This window comes from Streptomyces sp. NPDC000594, from assembly GCF_040299965.1.
GTDB lineage: Bacteria > Actinomycetota > Actinomycetes > Streptomycetales > Streptomycetaceae > Streptomyces.
Window position 1 is genome coordinate 1 of record NZ_JBEPCY010000033.1, and the last position, 25539, is coordinate 25539.

General features: G+C 70.3%; 23 protein-coding genes and 2 pseudogenes. 9 read left to right on the top strand and 16 right to left on the bottom strand.

The features are described 5' to 3' along the window. Both ABT354_RS30445 and ABT354_RS30450 read right to left on the bottom strand, forming a co-directional pair. Positions 1–608, bottom strand: a pseudogene (locus tag ABT354_RS30445) (phosphotransferase family protein); the annotation flags it as partial. Between the two features lie 135 nt (positions 609–743). After that, positions 744–1904: a hypothetical protein gene (locus ABT354_RS30450; protein ID WP_351499711.1), complete on the bottom strand. Its 1161-nt coding sequence runs from the start codon at positions 1902–1904 to the stop codon at positions 744–746. A 1390-nt stretch (positions 1905–3294) separates the two neighbouring features. On the opposite strand from ABT354_RS30450, the gene ABT354_RS30455 reads away from it, so the two are divergent. The 3 genes from ABT354_RS30455 to ABT354_RS30465 all read left to right on the top strand — a co-directional run bounded on the left by ABT354_RS30455 (position 3295) and on the right by ABT354_RS30465 (position 4230). Next, positions 3295–3609, top strand: coding sequence for a hypothetical protein (locus tag ABT354_RS30455; protein WP_351499713.1), 315 nt, complete (start codon positions 3295–3297; stop codon positions 3607–3609). Positions 3610–3617: 8 nt separating this feature from the next. Continuing rightward, positions 3618–3905 carry a hypothetical protein gene (locus ABT354_RS30460; protein WP_351499715.1) on the top strand — a complete coding sequence of 96 codons (288 nt, stop codon included), beginning with the start codon at positions 3618–3620 and terminating at the stop codon, positions 3903–3905. Positions 3906–4062: 157 nt separating this feature from the next. Beyond that, positions 4063–4230: a hypothetical protein gene (locus tag ABT354_RS30465; protein WP_351499717.1), complete on the top strand. Its 168-nt coding sequence runs from the start codon at positions 4063–4065 to the stop codon at positions 4228–4230. Positions 4231–4466: 236 nt separating this feature from the next. Here ABT354_RS30465 and ABT354_RS30470 read toward each other — a convergent pair whose 3' ends face one another. After that, positions 4467–4748: a hypothetical protein gene (locus ABT354_RS30470; protein WP_351499719.1), complete on the bottom strand. Its 282-nt coding sequence runs from the start codon at positions 4746–4748 to the stop codon at positions 4467–4469. Positions 4749–4845: 97 nt separating this feature from the next. Beyond that, on the bottom strand, positions 4846–8061 hold the full coding sequence (locus ABT354_RS30475) for a GDSL-type esterase/lipase family protein (RefSeq protein ID WP_351499721.1): 3216 nt from the start codon (positions 8059–8061) through the stop codon (positions 4846–4848). Positions 8062–8636: 575 nt separating this feature from the next. On the opposite strand from ABT354_RS30475, the gene ABT354_RS30480 reads away from it, so the two are divergent. Then, positions 8637–8873, top strand: a complete 237-nt coding sequence (locus tag ABT354_RS30480; RefSeq protein ID WP_351499723.1) for a hypothetical protein — start codon at positions 8637–8639, stop codon at positions 8871–8873. A gap of 253 nt (positions 8874–9126) precedes the next feature. On the opposite strand, the gene ABT354_RS30485 is transcribed toward ABT354_RS30480, so the two are convergent. The 7 genes and pseudogenes from ABT354_RS30485 to ABT354_RS30515 form a co-directional block, all read right to left on the bottom strand. Beyond that, on the bottom strand, positions 9127–9381 hold the full coding sequence (locus tag ABT354_RS30485) for a type II toxin-antitoxin system RelE family toxin (protein ID WP_351499725.1): 255 nt from the start codon (positions 9379–9381) through the stop codon (positions 9127–9129). Continuing rightward, entirely contained in the window at positions 9378–9725 is a 348-nt protein-coding gene (locus tag ABT354_RS30490) for a hypothetical protein (RefSeq protein WP_351499727.1), read from the bottom strand. The genes ABT354_RS30485 and ABT354_RS30490 overlap by 4 nt, the downstream gene beginning before the upstream one ends. A 273-nt stretch (positions 9726–9998) precedes the next feature. Then, a complete protein-coding gene (locus ABT354_RS30495) occupies positions 9999–10283 on the bottom strand; it encodes a hypothetical protein (RefSeq protein WP_351499729.1) in 285 nt (94 codons plus the stop codon). Positions 10284–10356: 73 nt separating this feature from the next. Next, positions 10357–13746, bottom strand: a complete 3390-nt coding sequence (locus ABT354_RS30500; protein WP_351499731.1) for a S8 family peptidase — start codon at positions 13744–13746, stop codon at positions 10357–10359. Positions 13747–14057: 311 nt separating this feature from the next. After that, positions 14058–17387, bottom strand: a complete 3330-nt coding sequence (locus ABT354_RS30505) for a S8 family peptidase (RefSeq protein WP_351499733.1) — start codon at positions 17385–17387, stop codon at positions 14058–14060. Positions 17388–17587: 200 nt separating this feature from the next. Further along, positions 17588–17773 (bottom strand): annotated as a pseudogene (locus ABT354_RS30510) (ABC transporter permease); the annotation flags it as partial. A gap of 190 nt (positions 17774–17963) precedes the next feature. Continuing rightward, positions 17964–18227 carry a hypothetical protein gene (locus ABT354_RS30515; RefSeq protein ID WP_351499735.1) on the bottom strand — a complete coding sequence of 88 codons (264 nt, stop codon included), beginning with the start codon at positions 18225–18227 and terminating at the stop codon, positions 17964–17966. Here ABT354_RS30515 and ABT354_RS30520 point away from each other — a divergent pair. Beyond that, positions 18207–18455: a hypothetical protein gene (locus ABT354_RS30520; protein ID WP_351499738.1), complete on the top strand. Its 249-nt coding sequence runs from the start codon at positions 18207–18209 to the stop codon at positions 18453–18455. The genes ABT354_RS30515 and ABT354_RS30520 overlap by 21 nt on opposite strands. Then, positions 18452–18748, top strand: coding sequence for an HTH domain-containing protein (locus ABT354_RS30525; protein ID WP_351499739.1), 297 nt, complete (start codon positions 18452–18454; stop codon positions 18746–18748). The genes ABT354_RS30520 and ABT354_RS30525 overlap by 4 nt, the downstream gene beginning before the upstream one ends. Before the next feature lie 176 nt (positions 18749–18924). Here ABT354_RS30525 and ABT354_RS30530 read toward each other — a convergent pair whose 3' ends face one another. Then, the gene (locus ABT354_RS30530) at positions 18925–19446 is read right to left on the bottom strand and encodes a hypothetical protein (RefSeq protein WP_351499741.1); all 522 of its coding nucleotides are present in this window, start codon (positions 19444–19446) and stop codon (positions 18925–18927) included. A 146-nt stretch (positions 19447–19592) separates the two neighbouring features. On the opposite strand from ABT354_RS30530, the gene ABT354_RS30535 reads away from it, so the two are divergent. Continuing rightward, on the top strand, positions 19593–19775 hold the full coding sequence (locus ABT354_RS30535) for a hypothetical protein (RefSeq protein WP_351499743.1): 183 nt from the start codon (positions 19593–19595) through the stop codon (positions 19773–19775). Between the two features lie 316 nt (positions 19776–20091). On the opposite strand, the gene ABT354_RS30540 is transcribed toward ABT354_RS30535, so the two are convergent. The 3 genes from ABT354_RS30540 to ABT354_RS30550 form a co-directional block, all read right to left on the bottom strand. Next, positions 20092–22563, bottom strand: a complete 2472-nt coding sequence (locus tag ABT354_RS30540; protein ID WP_351499745.1) for an NACHT domain-containing protein — start codon at positions 22561–22563, stop codon at positions 20092–20094. A gap of 12 nt (positions 22564–22575) precedes the next feature. Beyond that, positions 22576–22911 carry a hypothetical protein gene (locus ABT354_RS30545; protein WP_351499747.1) on the bottom strand — a complete coding sequence of 112 codons (336 nt, stop codon included), beginning with the start codon at positions 22909–22911 and terminating at the stop codon, positions 22576–22578. A 339-nt stretch (positions 22912–23250) separates the two neighbouring features. Continuing rightward, positions 23251–23730 (bottom strand): hypothetical protein, encoded by a 480-nt coding sequence (locus tag ABT354_RS30550; protein ID WP_351499749.1) that lies wholly within the window; start codon positions 23728–23730, stop codon positions 23251–23253. A gap of 322 nt (positions 23731–24052) precedes the next feature. Here ABT354_RS30550 and ABT354_RS30555 point away from each other — a divergent pair, with 322 nt between their 5' ends. Further along, positions 24053–24478 (top strand): DUF4259 domain-containing protein, encoded by a 426-nt coding sequence (locus ABT354_RS30555; RefSeq protein ID WP_351499751.1) that lies wholly within the window; start codon positions 24053–24055, stop codon positions 24476–24478. A 40-nt stretch (positions 24479–24518) separates the two neighbouring features. Next, positions 24519–24923, top strand: coding sequence for a hypothetical protein (locus ABT354_RS30560; protein ID WP_351499753.1), 405 nt, complete (start codon positions 24519–24521; stop codon positions 24921–24923). A 126-nt stretch (positions 24924–25049) separates the two neighbouring features. On the opposite strand, the gene ABT354_RS30565 is transcribed toward ABT354_RS30560, so the two are convergent. Continuing rightward, positions 25050–25214: a DUF6207 family protein gene (locus ABT354_RS30565; protein WP_351499755.1), complete on the bottom strand. Its 165-nt coding sequence runs from the start codon at positions 25212–25214 to the stop codon at positions 25050–25052. Between the last annotated feature and the right edge of the window lie 325 nt (positions 25215–25539).

The following is a 25539-nucleotide window of genomic DNA, read 5'->3' on the forward strand; positions in this document are numbered from 1 at the left end:
GCACGTCTCGAAGTCGATGAACAGCGGGCCGTTCTCGGTGGTGAGCACATTGCCCGGATGCGGCTCACCGTGCAGCAGCTGTTCCGCGGCGCCCCGGTCCTCGACCGCTCGTCGCAGGCTTCCCAGTCTGCCGCCGAGGAACACGCGGTCGGCGTCGGTCAGCTCCGGCGAGCGATCCGGGTCGGCGACGACGTCCTGCGCCTCCGCGACGCGTTCCGTGAACCGGGGGCTCGGTACGTCGACCTCCCGCATACCGGCGTGCAGCCGCTCCAGCGCGTGGGCGTAGTCGGCCGGTGGGATGCGCGGTGTCACGGGTGCGTAGTACGTCCACAGCGTCACGCCGAAGCCGTCGCGCGTTACACACGGGGTTCCGCCCGGGGATCCAGCAGGCCCGTCGTGCAGCCGGCCCGGGCGAGCCGCTGGGCCAGCTCGACTTCGAACCGCGCGGCCCCGTGCCCGGCGGGCGTGACCCGGGCGAGGACATCGCACGGCGTCAGCCGCAGCGCCCCCCTGTTGGATTCGTGGAGGACGGCCGCGCCGTCGGCTGGTAGTCCGAGCGATGCAGCGACCGACGTCGCGGCAGTGATTGCGCGGGTGATGTCGGTCATGTCCACCGTCCGATCCCGGCACGGACGGGTGAGGGCGGCAGCGATCGAACCGGCCAAATCCGCCCCATGCGCCCCTTTCTCATCGCCCGTCCCTCATTCCCCGACGATCGTCCCCAGACTCTGGTTCCCCGGCTCTCACTCCCCGACCCGGATGCCCTTCGGTCCGAACCCGGCGAGGATCCTGGCGACTTCCTCGTCTTCGACGCCTTCGACATGGAGGAGATCCACGTACAGGTCGAGATGGGCGTACCGCGACGCGAGGCCGGCCAGTGCGGCCGACGGGTCGCCCCCGCACTCCTCGCCCTCGATCACCAGCTCGCCGACGCGCACCTCCGTGAGCCGGGCGAGGACCGAGGAGTCCGCGAGGACCGACAGCACCTCGTGCACAGGGGCGTCGAACTCCGCTCCGCTGAGGTCCAGCCGCCTGAGACCGGGGTACTGGTCCGCCGTCAGCTCGTCGAGCTGCTCGATCGAGGGGCAGCAGCCGAAGACGTCGCTGCCGATCTCCACCTCCAGCGACTCCACGCCGGATGTCCATCCCAGACCGAAGAGAGAGCCGTCGGAGATCACCGAACCCCGGATCCGCAGCCGGGCCGGGCCGTCGAGACGGACGAAGTGGAAGAGGAACGCGCCTTCGATCTCCACGCTGCGCAGAGCCGGAAGCGAACCCCATATGTCGGTCTGGACAAGACCCCGGTCGTGGTGGTTCAGTGGCTGGATCCTGCTGCCCGCCGACCCCTCGCTGTGCTCGAACAGATACGTGAAGTCGTAGCCGAAGTACAGGTGCTCCAGACGGGGGCGTTCCCGGGCGGCCAGCGAGAGAGCCGCCCGCTCGGCGGAGTGGTGGTAGTCGGTGAGGTGGAGTTCGAGGGAGCGCAGCCGCCGGGCGGCCGGGTGGGAGAGAAGGGCGTCGATCAGCGCGCCCTCCCACCGCTCGGGGTCCGCAGGATCGGTCGTTGCGGTGTGCGCGTGGTCCGCAGGCAGCCGTCCCACCAGCTCGCCCCTGTCCGACCGGGTGTCGGCGGCCAGCCGGAACCGGGCCTCGTCGATGAAGCCCCGGCTCCAAGTGAACTCCCAGGAACCGTCCGCCCGCAGCCCGTCAAGACCCAGCCGCCGTTCGACCTCCCGGTACGCCTCGGCCGCCCGGGCCGGATCCCCGCCCCGGGTCTCGCCGTGGTGCTCCAGCCGGATTGCCTCACCCCGCAGGTCGCCCGCCTTGGTCAGCTGATCGGCGTAGGCGAGCCACGCTTTCCAGCCGTTCGTCCCTGGTACGGCAGCGGTGTCGTGAAAGTCCATGTCTTCCCCCGGGTGTTGGCGAAAAAGGTCGGGACGGACGCAGGCGATCACCGTCGCCGTCGTCGGCAGCGGCATCGTAGACCGGACCGGTGACAGTGCCTCGTCCCCCGCCTGAACCTCAGCCTTCGCCGACCCGACCCGACCCGACCCGAGCTGGCCCGGCACCGGGCCACATACCGGGTGACAGCGTCGAGCTGCCGGGTGGCAACGGACAGGGTATCCACCGGCCCCTGCCGGACAAGGCCATCGAACTCTGCTGGATCCATACCGCGATCGCAGGCGCACACCATCCAAACCACGCCCCACCGACCCCGGCGCGTAACGGCCCACCAAAGGCACACACAGAACAAGCGCCCCCATGCCCACATCATCGCGCTCTACGCCCAGCCACACCCACCCGCTTGCCCAGTCCCAAGGCCTTTCTGATGACGGACGGTTGACTGTTACATCCGGTCACACTCCATCGCAGCTGGCCTCGAATGAAGAGCCACCCCTGCGTGGGCGGGGCGGATGCGTGGAAGTGGACCGCCCCGCGCTTCTGGAACAGCCACCCCCTGCGTGGGCGGGGCGGATACTTCGTGACCTGGGTTGTTGTCACGTGATCATGCTGTTTTCCTTTACCTGCAGTCGTGTGAGCGCTTCACCGTGAGTGTCAGCTGAGCGGCAGCGTATCTGTCGGCACTGGGCCGGCGCCCCTCGTTCGCCGGAACCAACTGGAGCAGTTGGCTCCGGAGCCTCGTACTCGATCACGCATCGCGACCCTGCCCTCGCGGACGAGGTTCACAGCACCCAGCCTGGATATGCGATCACCGCCTCGGTGGAGTCGCCGTCCAGCGGACGCGCGGCGAGCTTGGACAGCCACTCCGTCCACGACGCGGACCCGGTCCACTCAGTCCGGACGGCGGCCTGCCCGCGAAGCTGCTCCAGCCGTATACCCAGGAGGTGCTGCGCAGTGCGCTCCCGGGCCGCCTCAGCGGCCTTGGTCACCGCCGCAACGGCGACCGCACCGGTCGGACTGTGCCAGTTCTGCTCGGGTCGGTATGCCCGACGCGCCTCGTCTTCGGTATTCCGCGGTGTGGCCCAGCCACCCGAGCGCGCTGTGCGGCACTCCGGGAGTCTGGAACACGGCGAGGTCGACGCCGCTCGGCTCCGACTTGGTGGTCATGTGATCACCGCCCCGGTGGCGTTGCCTTCCAGAGGACGTACGGCGGGGCCGCGGAGCCGGGTCCGCCCACGAAGCGGACTCTGCCTGCTCGGTCGGGGCGGTGGCCTGTTCGCGCAGCTGCTGCAGTCGCGTCGCGAGCAGGTACTCGGGCAGCGCGCCCCGGGCGGTTTCGGCGGCCTTCGTCGCGGCGGCGACGGCGTCCGCGCCGGTCGGGTTGGGTGGGGCATGGGCGGGCGTTCGGCCGTGGTGACGGCGGCGGTGCTGGCGGGGGTGCTGGTGCTCGCGGGGTGTGGTGACGGGTCCAGGACTGACCCGGAGACGAAGAAGATGACCGCGTCCTCCGTGCCTGCCGCGAAGAAGGCGTCCGGAAAGCCGGCAGGGAAGGGCCTGAGGACCAGCGAGGAGGTCGCGGAGGACTTCCGTACCGCCTCGATCGGGGTCGGCGTCGGCTACACCGCCATGGACGCTCCCCCGGCCTGGAGCACTGTCAGGTGGCCGGGATTGTCCCGGACCAGAAGGCCGCAGGGCAGGGCCAGGTGAGGCGCGTCATGGACGGGCTCGGGGAACTGGGCTGGGTACCGGCGGGCAAGGGCGGCGTCAGGGAGGGCGACGGGATCACCTGGGCCGAACTGCGCATGGGTCCCTGGAAGGTCGAGGTGGCAGGGGGCGAGTACTCCGAGGAGGTCGGCAGGGAGTACTCCGCCAACTCCGGGCTGGCGTTCGACGCGGTCGGCGACTGTGATGCGAAGCCGAAGCCCTCGCCCGGCGGCACGGGAGCGGAGAAGCCGGGCGAGAAGCCCCGGGAGCAGATGACACGGGATCCCGCGCGGCGCTGAAGGGCCTCGGCATGGACTTCATGCTCCAGGGCCCTCCGTTCGGATCCGACTGCGAGGTGAGCGTGGTGGTTCCCGTCGTGGCGCTCCCCGGCCGAAGGCGGAACTGCGGGAGATCGTCGTCCGGCTGGGGGAACGCGGCTGGAAGGACGACACCGAAGTGGGGATCGAAGCTGGCGAAGACGGCACGCTGGCGATGGTGCTCGACCACGGGGACTGGGCCGTCGTCATCGGCACCGGACCGCTTCCCGAGGGCACGGACGCCGGTGGCCTGAAGCTCGCCATCCGCGTCGGCGCCCTGGACCATTGCGTCGACGGAGTGCTCTGAGACGGCGGGCGGTCCGGACCCGTTCCGCCACGAGATGACGCCCGGCCGGTGCGAGCGGCGGCCGACGGGGCCCCGGGCCGATCGGCGCCGCTCCCCGGCCCGGGGCCGTGTCCCGGGTGTCCGGTACGACACCACCGGCCGCGGCGGACTCCGGGCCGTGATCTCACCTCCGTACCCGCACATCCGGACTCCCCGGAGGGCTCAGCGGGCGGTCGTGCAGCTGGTGTGGGTGCGGTTCATCCTCTGCCGCCCGGCCGCGATCGGGGCGAGCAGCCGGTCCGGGATCCCGTAGCCATTGCGGATCCGACAGAAGAGCTGCTTGGGATGCAGAGGATGTCCTCGACCTGCCAGGCGGGCAGATCGAGGAAGGCGGATGGCAGCTCGTCGACGGCGACGGTGGCCCTGCTGTGGTCCGCGGGAGGGCCGAGTTTCGGATAGCCCCGCGCGGCGCCGGAGTGCAGCCAGACCTCGGCAGGCTCGATGCCGCGGTGCCGGGCCAGCGTCAGCGCGGCGTCCACGCGCCCCAGGGCGGCGGGCCCCGGTGGCGTTCCGGGGCCCGCCGGGGTAGGGCGCGGGCCGGTCGCCCCAGCGGCGGCGGCAGCGGCCGGTGGACGGTCAGATACGGACGCGGGAGGCGGGGTGGCCGGTGCCGGTGGCGATGACGCCCCGGTTGGTCCACCGCACGGATTCCTCGGGGCCGGTGGTCCTCTCGTAGGCGGTCAGGGCGCCGTCGGGGGCGAGGGTGAGATAGTCGGCCTTGGTGTCGCCGATGACATCCGCGAAGCGGACCTGGGCCCCGGTCCACTGGGTGGAGCCGGTGGCCACGTAGCCCTGGTAGTACCACTTGAGGGTGCCATTGGCCGTGGTGGTGTTGGTGTAGCCCTGGACGGCGCCGTTGTCGGAGACGATGAGGTAGTCGGCCTTGGCGTCGCCGGCGATGTCGGCGAAGCGGACGTCCTCGGCGGTCCACCGCGCGGAGCCGGTGGCCACGGTGCCCTGGTCGTTCCACTTGACCGTGCCGTCGGCCGCGGTCGTGTGGATGAACGCGCGTACCCCGCCGCGTTCGGAGACGATGAGGTAGTCGGCCTTCGCGTCGCCGCCGATGTCGGCGAAACGGACCTGACCGCTGTTCCAGGCGGCGGAGCCGGCCGCGATAGTGCCGATGTCGCGCCAGCCGCCCCGCCCGTCGCCGCCCGTGTTCACGAACGCGCGCACCGAGCCGTTGGCGCCCAGGACGAGGTAGTCGGCCCGGCTGTCGCCGCCGATGTCGGCGAAACGGACCTGGTCACCGCTCCAGGCGGACGAGCCCGCCGCGATGGTGCCGTGGTCGGCCCACTTCACCGTACCGTCGGCGGCCGTGGAGCTGGTCCAGGCGCGGACGGCACCGTTGTCCTGGACGACGAGGTAGTCCGAGCGGCCGTCGCCGTTGATGTCGGTGTGGTGATCACCGGCCACAGTCGGGGAGCCGGTGCCGGGCGGTGCCGGCTTGACGGTGACGTTGTCGTCGATCCACTTCTTGCCCGCTGCATCGGCGATCCCGCCGTGGAAGGCGCCCGCCATCTTCCGGTAACCGTTGTCGTTGGGGTGCAGATGGTCGTCGAGGTCCGCCACGGTCAGCGTGCCCATGCTGACCTGGGTGATGCGGTAGCCGCGCTGGGCGCGGTCGGCGACGATGCCGGGGATGGCCCGGTTGTAGGCGTTCACCCTCGCCTGCACCGTACGGTCGGCCGCCGGTACGAGGGAGGCGACCACGATCGCCGTCCGGGGCGAGGAGGTGTGGATCTGGTCGATCAGCCCCGCCAGCCGCTGCGGGGCCGTGTCCACCTGGTGGTTGCGGTTCATGTCGTTGGTGCCGATGTGCAGCAGGACCAGATTCGGCTTCGAATCGGCCATCCAGCGTTCGACGTTCGCGGAGATCTGGTCGATGCGCCACCCGGAGTGGCCCTCGTGGCGGGTACCGTCCGCGTCCCGCATCGAGCCGACGAACTGCACATCGGGGGCATCCTGGGCCAGCATCCGCGCCAGCGCGGGCCGGTATCCGGTACGAGCGCCGCTGCCCACTCCCAGGGTGATGGAGTCGCCCAGCGGCATCACCGCCAGCCTCCTCAATTCGGTTTTGTCAGGTGCGTTCGCCACATCGAAGCGGGTGGTGTGGCCCCGGGCGACGGTGAAACCGGTCCCCTGGACGGGAGAGGTGTCGGTCGCATGTCCCAGGTGTCTGCCCGAGACGACGTTCCGGATGTGCTCTCCCACGTACTGCCACGACATCAACCGCACCTCCGAGTCGGGAGTGGCGGCGGTCGGACAGGGCTTGGTCAGGGCCGACAGGGGGAAGAGTGAAACCGGCTGCGCGGTCAGGCACGCCTCTGTCGACCGGTTCACCAGATACATGCTGCCCGGGGATCTGGACGGGCGGAGGACCCATTTCTCGTTCTGGTTGGATTCATACTGGTTCGAGCGGCCTTCGGTGGCAGCGAACCGGTCGTCCTGCAGAAAACGATGGGTGTCGTCATTGCTGAGCGCGATCGACTTTTCCGTACCCACCGGGAATCCGGCGGTGCTCCGGTGCTCCGGACTCACCTTGTATATCGACCAGGAGTCGTTCTCGGGCTCCGTGGGCTCGGGCTTGTGCATCCACAGACCGCCGCTCTTCGCCACGGTGAGGCGCTGGCCATGCACATTGCGCAGGGTGTTGCCGTCGACGCGCCACAGAAAGGTCTCCGACTGCGCGCCGGCGGATGAACTCGCGCCGGTCCCCGCTCGGGCCGGTCCTGCACAGGGGGTGACTCCCACCATCTGGTTCCCCGACCCCAGGCACCCCGGGATGCCCATGCTCTCCAGTTCGAAGTAGCGCATTCCCCCGATCCACCTGTGGTTGCGCTGGTTGAAGATCTGGGCCGGCTCATGAGTGAAGTCCGTCAGGATGGGATTGCGGGTCAATCCGTTCTCGGTGAGCGCCGTCCCGTTCTGGTTGTTCTGGATGACAACAGGCTGCTCGACCGGCTCCGCGCCGCCCTGTGCGTTACCGAAGTAGACCGTCGCGTGATCGGCGGAGCTTCCCCAGCTCGTCCGGACACGACTCCAGTTGTCATTGGGGTCGTTCGTGACCATGTAGTCCAGGGTGCGCCCCGAGATCTGCGTGGGCAGCTGGCGGCCATCCGCGTCGACCGGTTCGAAGACAGCGGCCCCGAGGTCACGGATCTGCCGGTTGTTCCGCATGCCGTCCGGCTCCCGGTTGAAGTCGCCGATGACGGCCCACCTCCACCCCGGCCCCTCATTCCCGACCGCCTGCGCTATCGCGTCGACCATCGCCGGAGCGGGGTTGTTGTCGTACGCGGACGCATGGAAGGACGCGTAGGCCATCTCGTGGTCCCGGTCGAGGACGACAAGGGCGTTGCGACTGCTTCCGGCGGACTGCACGTTCAGGGCACCCCAGGCACGGGTACGGGTGATCACCGCGACGGGATGGTTCGTGGTCCGCAGCGCGTAGACATAGACATCGATCCCCCTGAAGGCCGTTCCCGTGCGCCAGTGATACTCACCGACTCCGGCGGGCAGAGCGGGAAGCCCCGAGCCGACGCTGCGGCTGAGCTGTGTGAAGGCTCCGGGAGCGGCAGCCGGCGGGCGTGGGATCCACCCCTGGACGGGATCCACATCGTGCGGCACCTCTTGCAGGGCCACCACATGGTTGTTCTCCGCCAGGGCCCTGATGGTCGAACTCCAGACCTCACCCCGGCCCTGCATGTTCTGCGTGGCCACCCAGGTGTTCTCCGGCTGCGGTAGCGCCGAGGCGGGTGCGGGAAGCGCGATGACGGTGGCCAGACCGCCCAACAGGGCCAGTACACAGCCGAGGGCAGACGACCGGCGGCGCGCCTTCGCTCCAGGCGACGGCGCGGGGCGACGGGACGGCACACCCCGCTCCCGCCGGAGCCGAAAGCGCCCGGGGCCGGTCACCCGGGCAGGAGACGATATACGTCTGAATCTTGGACAGAATCGCAACGAAGCACCTTCACTCGGGCCCACGGCATGGAAGGGCGGCGCCCTTGAGCGACGGGCGGGCCCGCCGGAGGCACACGTTTTCCGCACCGAGTCAACCAGCGATACCCCGCTGGGCCCAGGCAGAACGACCGGCAGAAGTATGCCGCAGGACGCCCATGCATCCCGGCCGCACTCCGGGGCCGTCCCGGGCGGAGACTATCCTCTATACATAGTCGGATTCACGAAATGTTACGACTGGAGGTCCGGCTTTCCGGTCGCCTCGTCTCAGGACCGGTGCTGGACCGGCCGCGCGAAGCCCACTTCCCTGTCGGCCCGCTGCCCCAGCCGGTGCTGTCGAGGCCTCGGGGCTGGTAGACGTGGCCGCGCCGGGTGACACTCGCAGACACCGCAGCGGGGAAGGGGCGGGCATGGGCCCTGGCACCTCCCCGGAACGGGTCCACCCGCCGCGCGTCCTGTCCTGGCTCGACCACCGCCTCAACCGCTGGCCGAACACAGCAAACCCCCACCTGCCGATCACCCAGAAGACCGCCGTCGAACTCGGCCCGGCCAGAAAACTCTGGACCACCCGCGCGACCCGCAACCTCACCGCCACCCTCGAACGACTCCGCGTCGACCGCCAGCTCGAAGAGGCGTTTTACGCTTGACCTGTGGAGTCCCGTGCGGAGGAACCGGGCGACCGCCTGGGCCGGCTGGGCCAGCACGTACCCGGTGATCACCCGCAGTGACCGTCGGGAACGGCTCGGTCAGCGCCTCACACCACCGATGCCCGGAAAGGATCAGTGGGAACGATCTCCGTGTCGTCGAAGAGCTGCTCCATTGCCTCGTGACCCTCGCGCCTGCGGAACTCGACCGAGGTGGTGTGGAGGAGACGACCTCTGGGCGGGGTGGGGTGGGTGTTCAGGCTGGTGTGGAACCGACGGTGAGTACCTTGATCGCGATGCGGGTGCCGTCGATCTCGTAGGTGGCTCGGAAGTCGCCGATACGCAATCGGCGAAGGCTGGTCCCGCCGAGTTTGGTGCTGGTGGGCGGTTCGGGGTCGTCGCCGAGGGCATTCACCGCGCGGATGAACGGCTTCACCGTGTCCCCGTACTTGGCGCGAAGTCGTTTGAGGCCCTCGGAGGCGGCGTGTTCCCAGATGACCGTGTGACTCACGAAGCCGCCCCTGTGATCATCCGTTCGATCTCGGCCGGTGTGTAGGCCGGGCCGCCCTGGCCGCGGACGTGCAGGGCGACAGCGAGGTCCGCGAACTCGAGGGCGAGTTCCTGGCTGTCCTCGTCGAGCGCGCTGTCGGCCAGTGCCTGGGTCCACCAGTGGTCGAGGAACACGTCGAAAGCGGCGCCCCGGTCCAGGGCGCCGAGCTCCCGGTCGAACTCGGCATGCCGGCCGGGGCGCACCGCCGAGCGCACGGCCCCGACGGTACGGGGAATGATCTCACCGCTGTAGCCGGTGGCCTCCCTCGCTTCCTCCAGTGCGCCCGCCCAGTCGAGTTCCGCCATGTCCGTACTCCTCTCACACCAGCACCACGCTATCGCCCCGCCCGGCACCTGGTGGGAAGTACACAGCACGGACAGAACCATCCAGATAGACCACCAGACCAACCGAACGAAAGACCGAAAGCCGCACTGCCCCGCACGGGCAGGGAAGACTACCGCCCGGTCATCGTCGATCCGGACGGGCCCGGACGACCCCTGCGCGGGCGGGGCAGATCGTGACCGTGGCGGCCACGTCGGCCTGGAGCAGGGACGACCCCTGCGCGGGCGGGGCGGATCTCAGTCCCAGTCCTGGGCTGTGCGGGGGTGTGCCCCGACCCGCTCGGAGGCCTCCCGCCTGGAGACGCCTCGGGCCCGCAGCTTCAGGTACTCCTCGCGCCCGGGTTGGCCCAGGTGTCCGTAGGTGACACCGGCCTTGCGGGCCAGCGTGAACGCCGTGTTCAGGTTCAGCCCCAGCTCACGTGCTACGGGGGAGACGCTTCCCACGGCATCAAGCCGTTCGAAGAACGGCCTCTTCAACTCCGGATCGAGCCTCTTGCCGCCCACGGTCCTCGCAACTCCCATGATCATGAGTGTTGCGAGGACCGCTAGAACCTACTCCCGGAGCGGTGGGGCCTCCCTCTTTTTCCTGGGGTGGTTACTTGCCGAGGTAGGCGTCGTAGACGGTCACGCTCGCCTTTCCGCCCTGCCGGTCGGTGACCTCGCCGCGCAGCGCGAGGGACTTCCCCTTGGCCGGGTTCTTGATCGTGATCTTGCCCTTGGTGACGGTGACCTTCTTCCAGGTCTTGCCGCCGTCGTAGGAGACGGAGACCGTGAGGGACTTCAGCCCCTTACCGGATGCCGGGCCCTGGACGGTCACCGGGAAGGTGACCTTCCGGCCCGCCGGGGCGGTGCCGTCGAGGGCGACCTCCGCGCCGAACCGGACGGTGGAGAGCGCCGTACGGGACATCTCGTCCGTCGTCGGCTTCTTGCTGCGGAAGGTCCACGAGCCGTCTATCCGGGTGCCGACGACGGACACCTTCGGGCTCCGCTTCACCGAGGTGGCGAGGGTGTACACGGCCTCTTCCGGGCCCACCGTGAAGACCTCCGTGCCCGCCAGCGGGTCCTTGTTCTCCCCGATGAGGGTGGTGCCCCGGTGGAGGGTGGTCTTCGCCGAGGTGTGGGGGGAGTCCACGTCGTTGCCCCGGCCGTCGGAGAAGAGCGCCATATCGGCCCCGAGGGTGTTCTTCTGGCGGAAGACCCCGGTCGACTGGTGCGGGAAGGCGCCGCTCTCCCCGTACGACAGCGGGGAATGGACGGCGGTGCCGAGGGTCACCCGGTGCTTGCCGCCCTTGCGGAAGTCCCGTACCGGGCTGGTGTGCTGGATCTCCCACTCGCCCTTGGCGCCCCGCTGCCATGCTCCCACCGACCAGGCGTTGACCTTGGTCCTGTCCGTGGTGGCCAGGTAGTGGGTCCGGCTGCCGGGGAGGGCGTAGGTGTGCCGGGAGGCGGCGAGGCTGAGTTCCAGGGGGCTCATCACCGAGGAGCTGCCCCGCTTGTTCTTGGCGGAGGCGCCCATGTCCACGGTGACCTCGGCGAAGTCGCCCTTGGCGAACTTCTTGGCGAAGCCGGTGGCGAGCCGGTCGACCCGGCCGCCGGCGATGGCGTTGTACTGGGCGGCGGCGCCGCGCTCCCACTGGCCGGAGAAGGTCTCCTTGAGGGTGACGCCGGTGGGCCGCTTCGGGCCGAGCTGGGCGACGCGGAAGCCGTCGAGATCGCCGAGGAAGTAGCCGAAGGAGATGGGCCGTTCACCGTTGTCGGCGCTGGTCTCCCCCCCGGCGGCGGTCAGCTTGGCCCGGGTGTCCGGAATGCTCAGGGTGACGGGCTTGGTGGTCCGGGAGTCGACGGTGAGGGTGGTGTTCTTCGTCAGCGCCAGCCGGGGGTTGATCAGCCGGTCGTACCCGTCGTCCCCCGTCTCGGTCGAGCGGCTGGATTCAAGGAAGTAGTCGCCCTTCGGCAGCCGCAGGGTGGCGGTGGACCGGCCCGAGACCTCGTCGAAGAAGCCCCTGCCGCCGGAGGTCTGGAAGAGGAAGGAGCCGAAGTCCTTGCTGGGCTTTCCGTCCCGGCCCAGGTAGTTGAAGGTGAGGTCGTAGGACTCGACCTCGCGGTCCACGGCGGCGGTGGTCCGCACGGTCCCGCCGTCCCCGGACGCGGTGACGGTGGCGGTGTAGAGGCCGTTGACGGAGCCGCCGAGGGTGGTGTCCACGGTGAGCGGGACGGTGGCGGTGCCGCCCGCGGGGACGGTGACCTGGTCGGCGCCGAGGGCGAAGAAGCCCCCGGGGGCGGCCTTGCCCTTCGGGTTGAGGCCCTTGACCGCCAGATCGAGGGTGACGTCCCGGTCGCCGAGGTTGCGGTAGGTGATCTCCTTGGTGATCTTCTGGTCGTCGGCGTGCGGCCACTGCTGGAGACCGAAGGAGAGCGTGTTCTGGTCCGAGACCACCGTCTGCTCCAGGGCGCGGTCGACGGCGATCCGGCCGGTGCCCTGCTGGAAGACGGTGTAGCCGCCGTCCTTCGCGGAGGCGGCCAGGACCGCCTTGATCCGCTCACCGTTCCAGTCCGGGTTGCGCTGCTTCAGCAGGGCGGCGGCCCCGGCCGCGTGCGGGGCGGCCATGGAGGTGCCGGAGACCGTGACATACCCGGCGGGCTTCTCGCCGACCTCCCGGGCGATGGTGCTGCCGGGCGCGGAGGCCGCGGTGATGTCCACGCCGGGGGCGGTGACATCGGGCTTGATCCCGCCGTCGCCGGTCCTCGGGCCGATGCTGGAGAAGTCGGCGATCTTGTCGGCGTCGTCGACGGCGCCGACGGTCAGGGCGGCGTCCGCGCTGCCCGGGGAGCCGACGGTACGGGCGCCGGGACCCTGATTGCCCGCGGAGACGGCGAAGAGGACGCCCTTCTCCTCGGAGACCTTGTTGATCTGGGACTCCAGCGGGTCCAGACCGGGTTCATCACGGCCGCCGAGGCTCATATTGATGACATCGGCGCCCTGGGCGACCGCCCATTCGATGCCCGCGAGCACGCTGGATTCGGTGCCGCCGCCTCTGTCGCTCAGCACCTTGCCGTTGAGGATCTTGGCGCCGGGGGCGACACCGCGGTAGGTGCCGCCGTTCTTGGCGCCGGTGCCCGCGGCGGTGGCGGCCACATGGGTGCCATGGCCCCGCCGGTCGGCGGTGCCGGACGAGGCGGAGAAGTTCTTCGCCCCGATGACCTGGCCCTTGAGATCGGGGTGGTTGGCGTCGACGCCGGTGTCGAGGACGGCGATGGTGACGCCCTTGCCGTCGTAACCGGCCTCCCAGGCCTTGGGGGCGCCGATCTGGCCGGTGCTCTTGTCGAGGTCGGCGGTGCGGACCCCGTCCAGCCAGATCCGTTCGATCCCGGGAACGGCGGTACGGGTGGCCCGTGCGTCGGCGGTACGGGTGAGAGCGGCCCACAGCGCGCCCGGATCCCGCTCCGGAACGGTCACCGCGTCCGCGTTCAGCGACGGCAGGGAACGCTCCACGGCCGTGTCGGCACGGACACCCTTGCGGGCGGCGGGCCCGGCCGAACCCTCGTACGCGACGATGACCTTCAGGCCCTTGCGATAGGCACGGCGGCTCTCCGCCGAGCTCAGCCCGGTGACATCGAAAAGCCGCCGGTCCAGCGTGCCCCGGCCGATCAACTCCTGGGCATCCGCAGGAATGACGTAGGAGCGGCCCCCGTCGGTGAAGGACCGCACGGGTATCTTCTCGCGGCCCTTGGCCCGGTCGACGGAGACGGCCCGGCCCCGGGCGTTCACCCCGACCCGGTCCCCGGTGATCAGGGTGACCCAGCGCAGCCCGGCGGCGGCGGAGGGGACGGAGTCGGAAAGGTGGTCGGTGGCGGACGGGCCCGACGTGGTCGCGCCGGTGTCCGCGAAGGAGGTGGATCCGGTCAGTCCGGCGACGAGCGCCGCCGTCGCGAGGGCCGTGGTGACGGTCACGGCGCCACGGCCCTGCCGTGTGATGGAGAACAAGGTGACTCCCTGCTCGGCGGGGCTCAGGGGGCTCAGCACCGGGAGCGGCCCCGCTTCCCGCTCCCTGAAAAGAGATGGTCCGCCGCGAACCATCGTTACCGGCCGCCCCGTTGAAGTCCGGAAACAAGCGGGAACCCGCACCACCCCGGCGGACGCCGGGCCCCTCGCCCACCCCCGGATCAGCGGCCGGGCCTCCGCGGTGCCGTACGCCCGGCGGCGGAGCGATCACCGCCGACCCGGTCGAGCGGCCGGAAAGAGAGGGAGGCCCCACCGCCCGGAGCGGTGGGGCCTCCCCTGGCCTCAGGCTGGGATCACTTGCCGAGGTAGGCGTCGTACGCGGTCACGCTCGCCTTTCCGCCCCGCTGGTCGGTGACCTCGCCGCGCAGCGCGAGGGACTTCCCCTTCGCCGGGTTCTTGATCGTGATCTTGCCCTTGGTGACGGTGGCCTTCTTCCAGGTCTTGCCGCCGTCATAGGAGACGGAGACCGTGAGGGACTTCAGGTTCTTGCCCGCCGCCGGGCCCTGGACCGTCACCGGGAAGGTGACCTTCCGGCCCGCCGGAGCGGTGCCGTCGAGCGCGACCTCCGCGCCGAACCGGACGGTGGAGAGCGCCGTACGGGAGACCTCGCCCGGCTTCGGCCCCTTGCTGCGGAAGGTCCACGAGCCGTCGATCCGGGTGCCCACGGCGGACACCTTCGGGCTCCGCTTCACCGAGGTGGCCAGGGTGTACACGGCCTCCTCCGGGCCCACCCTGAAGACCTCCGTGGCGTCCGGGGCCACGGCGTTCTCGCCGATCTTCGTGGTGCCCCGGTGGAGGGTGGTCTTCGCGGAGGTGTACAAGGACGTTCCGGCGTTGCCCCGGCTGTCGGAGAAGAGCGGCACCTCGGCGGCGAGGATGTCGTCCGCGCGGATGATGCCGGTTCCCTCGGGCGTCTGCGGCGCGTGGACGGCGGTGCCGAGGGTCAGCCGGTGGGTCCGGCCCGGACGGAAGTCCCGCTCCGTGGCGGTGGACGTCTCCTCCTCGCCCAGGGCGTTGTACTGGCCCATGCCCACGATCCAGCGGTTGGCCTTGCCGGAGGTGGCCAGGTAGTGGGTACGGCTGCCGGGCAGCCGGATGGCGTGGTCGGCCGTGAAGCCGCTGCCGGCCACGACGCTGAGCACATTGCCGATGCCCTGCTTGCCCTTGACGGAGGCGGCCGCGGTCAGGGGCACCTCGGCGAAGTCGCCGGCCTTGAACGTCTTGCTGTAGCCGCTGAAGAGCTTCTTCACCGGGCCTCCGGCGGCGGCGTTGTACTGGGCCGCGGCGCGCTCCCACTGGCCGTGGAAGCCGTGCTTCAGCGTGACGCCGGCGGGCTGCTCGGGGCCGAGCTGCGCGATGCGGATATCGTCGAACGAGCCGAGGAAGTAGCCGGTGAGGGTGTTCCGCTCGCCCTTGCTGATGGAGTAGGACATGGCGGCCTTGGCCAGTGCGGCCCTGCCGTCCGGGATGCTCATCCGGACGGGCTTGGCGCGGCGGGCGTCGACCGTGTAGGTGGTGTTCTTCGTCAGCGCCAGCCGGGGCTGGACCAGCACATCGAGACCCTCGCGGCCGCCGAGGCCCCACATCGAGTCCACGGCGTACTCGCCCTTCGGCAGCCGCAGGGTGGCGGTGGTCTTCTTCTCGATGTCGGGGACGTCGGCGAAGGCGGCACCGGAGAGCTGGAAGAAGGAGGTCTGGAACTTCTTGCTGGGCTTTCCGTCCCGGCCCAGGTGCTTGACGGTCAGCTCGTAGGACTCGACCTCGCGGTCCACGGCGGCGGTGGTCCGCACGGTCCCGCCGTCCCCGGACGCGGTGACGGTGGCGGTGTAGAGGCCGTTGACGGAGCCGCCGAGGGTGGTGTCCACGGTGACCGGGACGGTGGCGGTGCCGCCCGCGGGGACGGTGACCGTGTCGGCGCCGAGGGCGAAGAAGCCGGCCGCGGCGGCCCTGCCCTTGGGGTCGAGGCCCTTGACCGTCAGATCGAGGGTGATGTCCCGGTCGCCGAGGTTGCGGTAGGTGATCTCCTTGGTGAGCTTCTGGTCGTCGGCGTGCGGCCACTGCTGGAGGCCGAAGGAGAGCGTGTTCTGATCGGAGACGACCGTCTGTTCCAGGGCGCGGTCGACGGCGATCCGGCCGGTGCCCTGCTGGAAGACGGTGTGACCGCCGTCCTTCGCGGAGGCGGCCAGGACCGCCTTGATCCGCTCACCGGACCAGCCGGGGTTGCGCTGCTTCAGCAGGGCGGCGGCCCCGGCCGCGTGCGGCGTGGCCATCGAGGTGCCGGAGATCGTGACATACCCGGCGGGCTTCTCGCCGTACTCCCGGGCGATGGCGCTGCCGGGCGCGGAGGCCGCGGTGATACCGACGCCGGGGGCGGTGACATCGGGCTTGATCCCGCCGTCGCCGACCCGCGGGCCGATACCGGAGAACTCGGCCATCTTGTCGGCGTCGTCGACGGCGCCGACGGTGAGGGCCGCGTCCGCGCTGCCCGGGGAGTCGACGGAGCCGGGGAAGGGGCCGGAGTTGCCGGCGGCGATGGCGAAGAGGACGCCCTTCTCCTTCGCCACCTTGTTGACATGGGCCTCCAGCGGGTCCAGGCCCGGGGAGTCGTAGCCGCCGAGGCTCAGGTTGATGACGTCGGCGCCCTGGGCGACGGCCCAGTCGATGCCCGCGATGATGCCGGAGTCCTCGCCGCCGCCCGAGTCGTCCAGGACCTTGCCGTTGAGGATCGTCGCGCCCGGCGCGACGCCCTTGTGCCTGCCGCCGGACTTGGCGCCGGTGCCCGCCGCGATCGAGGCGACATGGGTGCCGTGGCCCTGGCGGTCCTTGGCGTCGCCGGAACGGGTGAAGTTCTTCGCCCCGGCGACCCGCCCCTTCAGATCGGGATGGGTGCCGTCCACGCCGGTGTCGAGGACGGCGATGGTGACGCCCTTGCCGTCGTAACCGGCCTCCCAGGCCTTGGGGGCGCCGATCTGGCCGGTGCTCTTGTCGAGGTCGGCGGTGCGGACCCCGTCCAGCCAGATCCGCTCGATCCCGGGAACGTTTCGGGCGCCGCGCGCGTCGGCGGTACGGGTGAGAGCGGCCCACAGCGCGCCCGGATCCCGCTCCGGAACGGTCACCGCGTCCGCGTTCAGCGACGGCAGCGTGCGCTCCACGGCCGTGTCGGCACGGACACCCTGACGGGCGGCGGGCCCGGAGGAACCCTCGTACGCGACGATGACCTTCAGGCCCTTGCGATAGGCACGGCGGCTCTCCGCCGAGCTCAGCCCGGTGACATCGAAAAGCCGCCGGTCCAGCGTGCCCCGGCCGATCAACTCCTGGGCATCCGCCGGGATCACGAAGGTGCGGCCCTGATCGGTGAAGGACCGCACGGGTATCTTCTCGCGGCCCTTCGCCCGGTCGACGGAGACGACCCGGCCCTCGCCGTCCAGACCGACCCGGTCCCCCGTGATCAGAGTGACCCAGCGCAGCCCGGCGGCGGTGTCCGCGGAGGGCGCGGCGGCCGCCGGGGCCGTGCCGCTGTCCGCGAAGGAGGTGGAACCGGTCAGACCGGCGACGAGCGCCGCCGCCGCGAGGGCCGTGGTGACGGTCACGGCGCCACGGCCCTGCCGTGTGATGGAGAACAAGGCGACTCCCTGCTCGGCGGGGTTGGGAACGGAGCGCCGGGGGCGGCCCCGCGCCCCACCCCCCGGAGGGGGAGATCGATCTTAGGCAACCCGGGTTGCCCATCGGCCCATTGATGGCCGAAAACGATCGATGGCCCTCACCGTCGGCGCGGTTGGGGGCCATCGTGTCGTCCGGTCGGTCGCCGGGCTTGCGGCAGGTGTCAGCGGCTGAGCTTCTGGAACCGCCGTACGGCCAGCGGCAGCGCGATCGCCGTGATCACGATCGGCCAGACCACCGCCATCAGCATCGCGTTCTCCTGGACCCAGCTGCCTTCGCTGGCGGCCGGGTTGCCGAACAGCTCCCGGGTGGCGGCGGCGGCGGAGGAGATCGGGTTCCAGGAGGCGACGACGGCGACGCGGTCGCCGTCGGCGAGCGGGTAGTCGGCGAGGATGTTCGGCCCGTAGTGGGCCCGGTAGCCGGTGGTGTTGTGGAGTTCGGGGGCGGCGCGACGCGGCGGGGTGCGGGCAGGGAGGGGCTGACGGGGAGGTCCCAGGCGCCGTCCGGGTACAGGGCGTCCAGGCCGGTGCGGGCGGGGGTCACCGGACGGCTCCGGCGAGCCGGGCGGCGGTGTGGGTGATGGCGGTGGCGGCGGCGATGCCGGTCATGGCGGCCTGGACGATGCCCTGGGCGATGCCGGCGGCGTCCCCGGTGACGTAGAGCGGCAGGCCGCCGGGGACGCGGAAGTCGGCGTCGAGCGGCGGGGTGGCCCACAGGGACTCCAGCTCGGGCCCGACGACGAGGATGTCGTCGAGACCGGCACCGGGCAGCAGGGTTCCGGTGTGGCGGAGGGTGGAGTCCATGAGCCGCTGCCGGCCGTGGAGGCGCGTGCGATCGGCAACAGCATCCACCGGTGGATCACGACGCGTTCCAGGATGTGGAAGGACGGTGCGGCTGTCTACGAGGCCACGTTCGTCGCCATCCAGTCCGCCCGCGGCAAGAAGGGCGGGAAGGCTTCGGGGGCGGTGCGGGCAGCACGCCGGGACGAGCGCACCGCAGCCATGCTCGAGTACATGAAGGGGAAGCCGTGACGCAGGGGCCCAGGCGTGAACGCCGTACCGCGACGGCCCGTGAGCTCGCGGACCGGTTCGGAGTGTCCGAGCGGACGGTGCTGCGCATGGTCGCCGAGGAACGCGCGGTGTACGAGAGCCGGTCCCGGCAGCGTCGGGACCGCATCGTCGAACTGCACCGGCAGGGGCTGAAGGGGTACGAGATCGCGCGCGAGCTGTCCGTCTCCACCGGCCTGGTGTCCACCCGACTCAAGGAGGCCCGCTCAGCCGGTGTCGATCTCACCCGCATTCCGAGCGGCGGCGGCTCACGCTGACAGCCTCAATCGCGCACCGCCTCCACCTGCACAAACACCGGGTGATGCTGACAGCCGGAGCATCACGCCGTCTGCTCCAGGCGGGTCGGCGCGGCCACGGTGCGGCCCGCCTTCTCGGCTCGGGCCCGGCGCAGCGTGGCGGCCTCGGTCGCCGGCTCGACGAGTGCCCCGAGCTGCTACTCCGATGTCTTCTCCGGGCGGGATTTTCCGTAGCGCTCCCATGCTGCCTGCTTGGAGATGCCAAGCGCGTCGCCGATCTGCGACCAGGAGTGGTCCAGGTAGCTGGCGCGCAGGGCCGCATCGCGGGCCTGGCGGGCGAAGGAGCCGCCCGACAGGCGGATCGCAGCCAGGGCGGCCATCGGCTCGTCGGCCTCGATCATGGCGTCGAGCTGTTCACCAACGGAGCGGATCTGATCGGCGAGGGCCGCCGGGACGACGGCGCCGCTGAAGTCTGCGATGTGTTCGTCCAGCCACTCCTGCTCTGCGGCGTCCTCGGCCTCGGCCTCGCCGTCCTCGGTGAGTGAGATCGGGTGACAGAAGGGGCCGCGATAGCCGCTCTTCCCCTCCATGCCGGGATCGCCATCGGCCCCGCGCCAGCCGCAGCTGCACTTAGCCGCCAAGCCCACAATCTCGGGGCCGTCTTCTCCGTGGGCCAGCACGCGCCAGGTGTCAAACAGGTGTCCGTCATACTGATGCATCGTCATAACCGTAAGGATTTCATTACGCCCAATCGGTAGTCAAGCCCGATCGTCAGGGTTCCATTACGGACGAGCGGGAGGCGCCGGAGCGGGGAGCCTGCGCCCAGAGGCCGACCGGCCCACCATCCGAGTGACCGACACGCCTTATGCGGCCATGTGCTGGGCGGATCTCCCCCCTCCGCCCCACCGGCGAACACGACGGTGATCCCCGCGACCGCATCACGGGCGTCCCGGGCCTCAGCTACCGCCGCGACCACGGCAGCATCGACCTCCACCGCCCGGACATGCCGGTCGAGATCGTCCTCACCGGGTTCCCCGCCCACTGGTGAAACCGCATCACCGACCGGATGCACCGCGACTACGACCATCTCCTCCAGCCGCACCCCGGCTGGACCCCGGACGAACGGGCCGCGTACGACACGGACACCCGATGGCCCCACCCGCACGGCCCGGTCCTCTCACCCCTGCTGCGCCGGATCCGGGCCCAGGCGGTATTCCGTTCCGCTGCCGGGCGCGCTCGGCCTGGTTCACCGGACCGCAGTTGCGTGGGTAACGGCGTCCTGGAGGTGGCACTGTGCGTGGCCCACTCGATTGGGGCGGGAGCATGTTTGGGGGCAATGCCGTGCTTGGGACGGTGACATCTCGTCACCCGAGTGCGCTGGACTCCTGGTCGTCCGCCTTGAGGGGGTTCGCTGGAGCTTCGGCGGGGGTGGCAGCTGCCGTTCTTTGACCGGGGTCGCGGTAGGAGTGGGCGAGGTGCTGCTGGAGGCGGTTGTGCCGGAACTGGTAGACGGCGCCGGTGTGGCGCAGCACGCCCAGTTGGTAGGCGTCCTTCAGGAAGGCGACGGTGTCCCAGGGCAGTCTGCGTGTCAGTGGCATCCAGACCCGGGCCAGTGTCAGCCACTGTCCCCATGCGGTGAACGCGAGCACGTAGGACATGGAGCCTCCCAGCCCGCCGATCGCTCCATAGAAGAAGGCCACGCTCAGCGGCCAGGTCATGGTCCAGGGAAACACCATCGGGATCAGGCGGACCGCGATGTGCCCGCCCAGGGCGCATCCGAGCGTGATGACCGGAACGAGTACCAGGAGCTGCCGGATCGCCGCAGCACGGTTGGCGGACAGCAGATGAACCGGTGTTGCTGCGGCGGTGATGTCCATGGGTGCCTCGAGGACCGCGAGAAGGCCGAAAGCCAGCCCGGCCGTCAGGCTGAAGACCAGCCCGAGGAGCAGCATGTTCCCGGTCACGATTCTGATGAACCCGGAGTCCGGGAAGCTGCCGTCCGCTGCGCGTATGAGCATGTCCGTCCAGGAGGTCCCGATCCCCAGCACCGCGCCTGCCACCAGCGCGGCCCTCACACGGACGAGGACGTCACGGGTCCAGCCGCGTCCGGCCCGGCGTTCTGCGGTGGACAGCTTGAGCCGTACCCGGGACGGCAGGGCCGCTGACCGGCCGGACAGAGCCAGGACACCGTGCGCGAGGCCGAAGGTGATCCCGAAGAGGAGCCCGGCCAGCGCCCCCTGCATCAGCACTCTGGTCGGCCTGAGCTCGAAGGGGTGCACGAAGGCGTAACCGCAGAACCCCACGAGACAGGTGGCGAGAGCCATGCACAGCGCGGAGCCCAGGGCGGTGTGCAGAATGCGCGTCGACAGCCGCACGGACTCACCGAGCCGCCACCAGGCGATGTCCTGCCGGTCGTGTCCGTCGTGGGTCAGGCTGGACGCGAGGTAGCCGAGCCAGCGCTGGGCCTGTTTTACGTCGCGGTTGCGCCGGCTGCGGTCGGTGTCGGCCTGGTCGTGGGCGCGGTGCTGGTAGAGCGTGGGTACGAAGCCCGCCAGCAGATGTTCCTCGATGTGGCCCTTGGTGGGAAAGCGTGTGGTGTCGAACAGTTCCAGCGGCTGCTTCCCGGGCGCCGTGCCGTAAATCGTCCGCGCCAGAGCGACCATCAAGGGGGTGCCCAGAATCTGCCTGAGCCGGATGCTCGCCGGTGTGTGCTGGACCCGCAGGCGTTCCAGGAACGAGTCCCAGACGCGCAGGTCACCGCACCCGCCCCAAGAGGCGGCGAACCGGTCGGTCCTGGGAAGGTATGCCGCGAGGTCCTCCACGTTCAGGTCGAGGAGTTCGATACAGGCGGCCCACACCAACGGCGCGTGTCCTTCTCGGATCGCCCGCGCGTACGCTTCCCGCCGACTCGTCAGGATCAGCGGGAGGGACGTGGTGTTCAGAGCTTCCAGTGCCGGGCCGCGCAGGGCTTCGGCCAGTTCGTCGAAGCCGTCCAGGACCGGCAGGATCAGCTCGGCGTCGACGAGTGCGGCGGCCAGCGTCGCCCCGTCAGGGGTTCGGCGGGCCAGGTGAGGGTGGTCCCGCAGGAGACGGTCGATCAGAAAGTCCCGCGGAGTGGTGGTGATCGGATCCCAGGACCCGATGCTGAAGATCACGGGCACGCGGGCTGCGGATTCCGGGGCCGCGAGGTGGTCGAGGGCGAACTTGATGGCCAGGACCGACTTTCCCGAGCCGACACGGCCGATGATAACCAGCCTCCGCGAATCAACCTTCCGGTAGGTGTCGACGACACTTCGCAGATCGCCGCTCAGGTCCAGATCACGGGGCGCGGCTCCTGGCTGCAGGCGCTGGATGTTCTCCAGCCGGTCCATCAGGCCGGCAGGGGCCGACCGGTAGCGCACCGGCAGCGGAAACGGATCGTGGACGCGACGGTGACTCTCCTCGCGTTGCCAGCGGCACCTGACCTCACGGGCCAGCGATGCCGCGGCATCGGCGACCCCACCACTCGCCGTCCCGGCCGTCGGCCTGGGAAACAACGGGTTCGGTGATGCTTCGGCCTGCCGGCCGTGCTCCCGCAGCCCGGATGGCCGCACGGTTAGCTCCCTGACATGCAGGTGGTTGATGAAGCCACTGATGGCGGTTCCACCGTCGGTGGCGATCGCGTTCCCGGTGCCGGACACGGACACAGAACTGGGGGATTCGTCACCTCTCGGGGCCGGGCCGCGATACCCGGTCACGGCCGTCCCGCCGTCGGCCTCGGCGTCGCCGGTGTCGGACACCGTCACCGGCGGCTCGGGCTCCTCGCCTCCGGCCGTGCGCTTCAACGCCTTCGCCATGGGTGCGGCCGCCTAGTCCGTGTAGTCGATGCCGGAGACGGAGTCCGGACCACGTGCATCTCCGGTCCGCTCGGCGGTGGCCGAGCCACTCCCCCGGCCGCCCGGCCGTCTGATGCCGGTGACGCCGCCGCCCGTGGCCGTCCCAGTGCGGTCGGCACTGTCCGTGGGGCCGGACGGTGCCGGGCGCTGGAACAGGGCCCAGAGCAGAGCGGCGACAGCGACGGCGGCCTGGACGGACGCTCCGACCAGCTGCCCGGTGCCAGAGCCGTCCAGTAACCAGAGCAGCGGCGTGGAGACGACACCCGCCCCCGCCAGCGCGATGACCGTGATCTTCCATCCCCGTGACATAGAGCACCGCCCCTTGGCCTCAACGTATCCTCGTGCTCGCCGTCAGCTGGCTGACGGGCCGCCACGTCGTATTGTCTCGCGCCTGCTTTCTCCCGGACCAGGAAACGCGGAATCTGAAAGTCGACTCATGCCCCCTCAACGGCGGTCTGAGGGTCGGGCATCGAAAAGGTGCTCCCCCAACTGGAACGGCTACCTCAGCGCTCCCAAGCCCATCTGAACCGGGCCTCTATCACCCTCATGGCCCGCCGTCTCACCCGTAAAGGGCTCACAGCGGGATGGACAGGGAAGCCCCGGCCCGTCTGATCCGATCCGCTCGTCACCCTTCGGGCCGCGTGCCATTCAGGCTGCTCGGCCCTTGCCGATGACTTGGAGCGCCTCGTCCCAGACGTCGCCTCCGTCTGCCCAGGTCCAGAGCCAGTGGCGCAGTGAGGATGCGGCGTAGCGCAGGCCGTCGTGGGGGTCTTGTCCCCGGTCCGGCTCCCAGCCGTCGGTGTCGTAGAGCAGTACGGGGTGGTCGACCGCTGTCAGCGAGACGTACCACTCCATGGTGCAGCCGCCGCCCGTGAGGTAGAGCCACGACCTCGGCGGTGCCCAGCCGGGGCGCCGGTCGTAGACGGTCAGCGCACAGGGCCAGTCCGCCAGGTATCCGGGCGGCCGGCGTCCCTCGGTCAGCGACGCGAGGCCGCCTTGCGGTCCGAATCCACCGTCACCGATCTCGGTGTAGATGCGACGGAGCAGGTCGGGCAGGCGATACCCGATCTTCCGTTCCGCGTGCTCGACGGCGGCCGCAGCAAGTGGAGGGAAGGGCCTCCTCGGCATGACGGCTGGGTACGGGACCCCGCCTTCGGCACCCCATGCGAGAGCGTGAAGCCTCTCCAGCAGCGCGTCGTCATCCGCGGCAGTGCGGTGGGCGGGTTGGGTCACGCAGCGGGAGTCTAGTGCGAGGCACTGCAGCCAAAGCGGCGGTAGGCATGATCCACGACAGCGGCTCCATCCGTGGCGGACGCGCGTCTGGTAGAGGCGGTGCCGGCCAGGCTCCGTCGGCGGCGTCCGGACCTGCCGGTGCCCGTCACGCGGGCGGGATTCGTGTCAGTGGCTGCTGTCAGGATGCCCAGAACTGGCCGCGATGCAGGAGAACACTATGGGCACTTGGGATGGCGGGCCTTTCGGCAACGACACGGCAGCCGACTTCAGCGGCAGCCTCGACGGGGCCGCCGCGCACGCACGCGCGGGCATCGTCCACGACACCCTCACGCGCGTGATCGACACCGCCGGCTACCTCGAAGCACCCGAGTCCGAGGAGGTCGTCGCCGCAGCCGCCCTCGTCGCCGCGCAGTGCCCCGGGGGTGATCCGGTCGATCCCTTCTCCGGCCCTGAGGAGCCGCTTCCCGACCTCACCGGTCTCCGCGACCTCGCCCTCCAGGCCCTCGACCGCGTCATGACCGAACCATCCGAGCTGATGGACCTCTGGGACAAATCGGATAGCGGTACCTGGCGAGCGTACATGCGGAGCCTGCGGAACGTGCTGGCGTCGCAGTCTCCCGGAGAACAGCTCACCCTGAGCTGAACCACCCGCACCCTCCGCGAGCCATCCCTGAAAGGTCAGCATGAGCTGGGACGTACTCCTCCTCCGCCTGCCCGACGAGGCAACTTCGGTGGAACAGATCACCGATGCTCACACCCCCGCCCCGGTCGGGAGCCTGCACGATGTCCACGCGGCCATCAACCGGGCCACCCCCGACGTCGACCTCTCCGACCCCACCCGGGGTGAGCTCCTCGGACCCACCTGGTCCATGGAACTCAGCATCGGCTCACAAGACCCGGTCGGCTCGATCATGCTCCACATCCGCGGATCCGGCGACGACGCCCTCACACCCGTCTTCCGCCTCGCCAGCAGCCTGTGCTGCAAGATCCTGGACTGCTCCGCAGGAGACCTGATCACTCCACTGGAAGCATCCGGATGGCACGGCTTCCAGAAATACCGCGACCACGCGGTCCCGCCCCAGCACTGACGGGCGCAGACCGACGTCAGCGCGATCGAACGCGGCGTCCGGACGGTGGACCGCACCAGCGTCCTCAACCGCATCACCGAAGGGGCTGCGGGGCCGGGCGGCGGACATCGACGTAGAGGCGGGCGGTCACCCCGGCCCCGCCGGGGTCCGCCGGACACCGGCGGGGCCGGAGGTCGCCCACGTCCGGTCCAGCGCGGTTACGAGGGCGGTGGCCGTCTCCTCGTCGGCCGCCGTGATGTCGATGACGGTGAGCCCGGGTTCGGCGATGTGCTGTTCGTCGGCGTGTCGCATATCCCCCTGGACGGTCCGGGGGCGGGTGGCAGTTCGCCGGACACCCAGGCGGGTCACCCGGACGAGCAACCGGCACCGTGGAGACGGTGCGGACCGGCGCTTGCGCTCTCCGTGACGATCGCCAAAGGGCAGCCCACCGATAGCATGCCGGGCACGCCAGCCACGAGGAATCGCCCATGCCCCGCGCCAATACGACCCCGACTGAGATCCACCTCCCCCCAGGGACAGCCACGAATCTGGTGATTGCCGTCGTCGTCTTCGGTATGGCCACCACGGCGGTCGTCCTGGGGACGGCACTGTACGGGCCAGAGGAGAACAGCGAGCG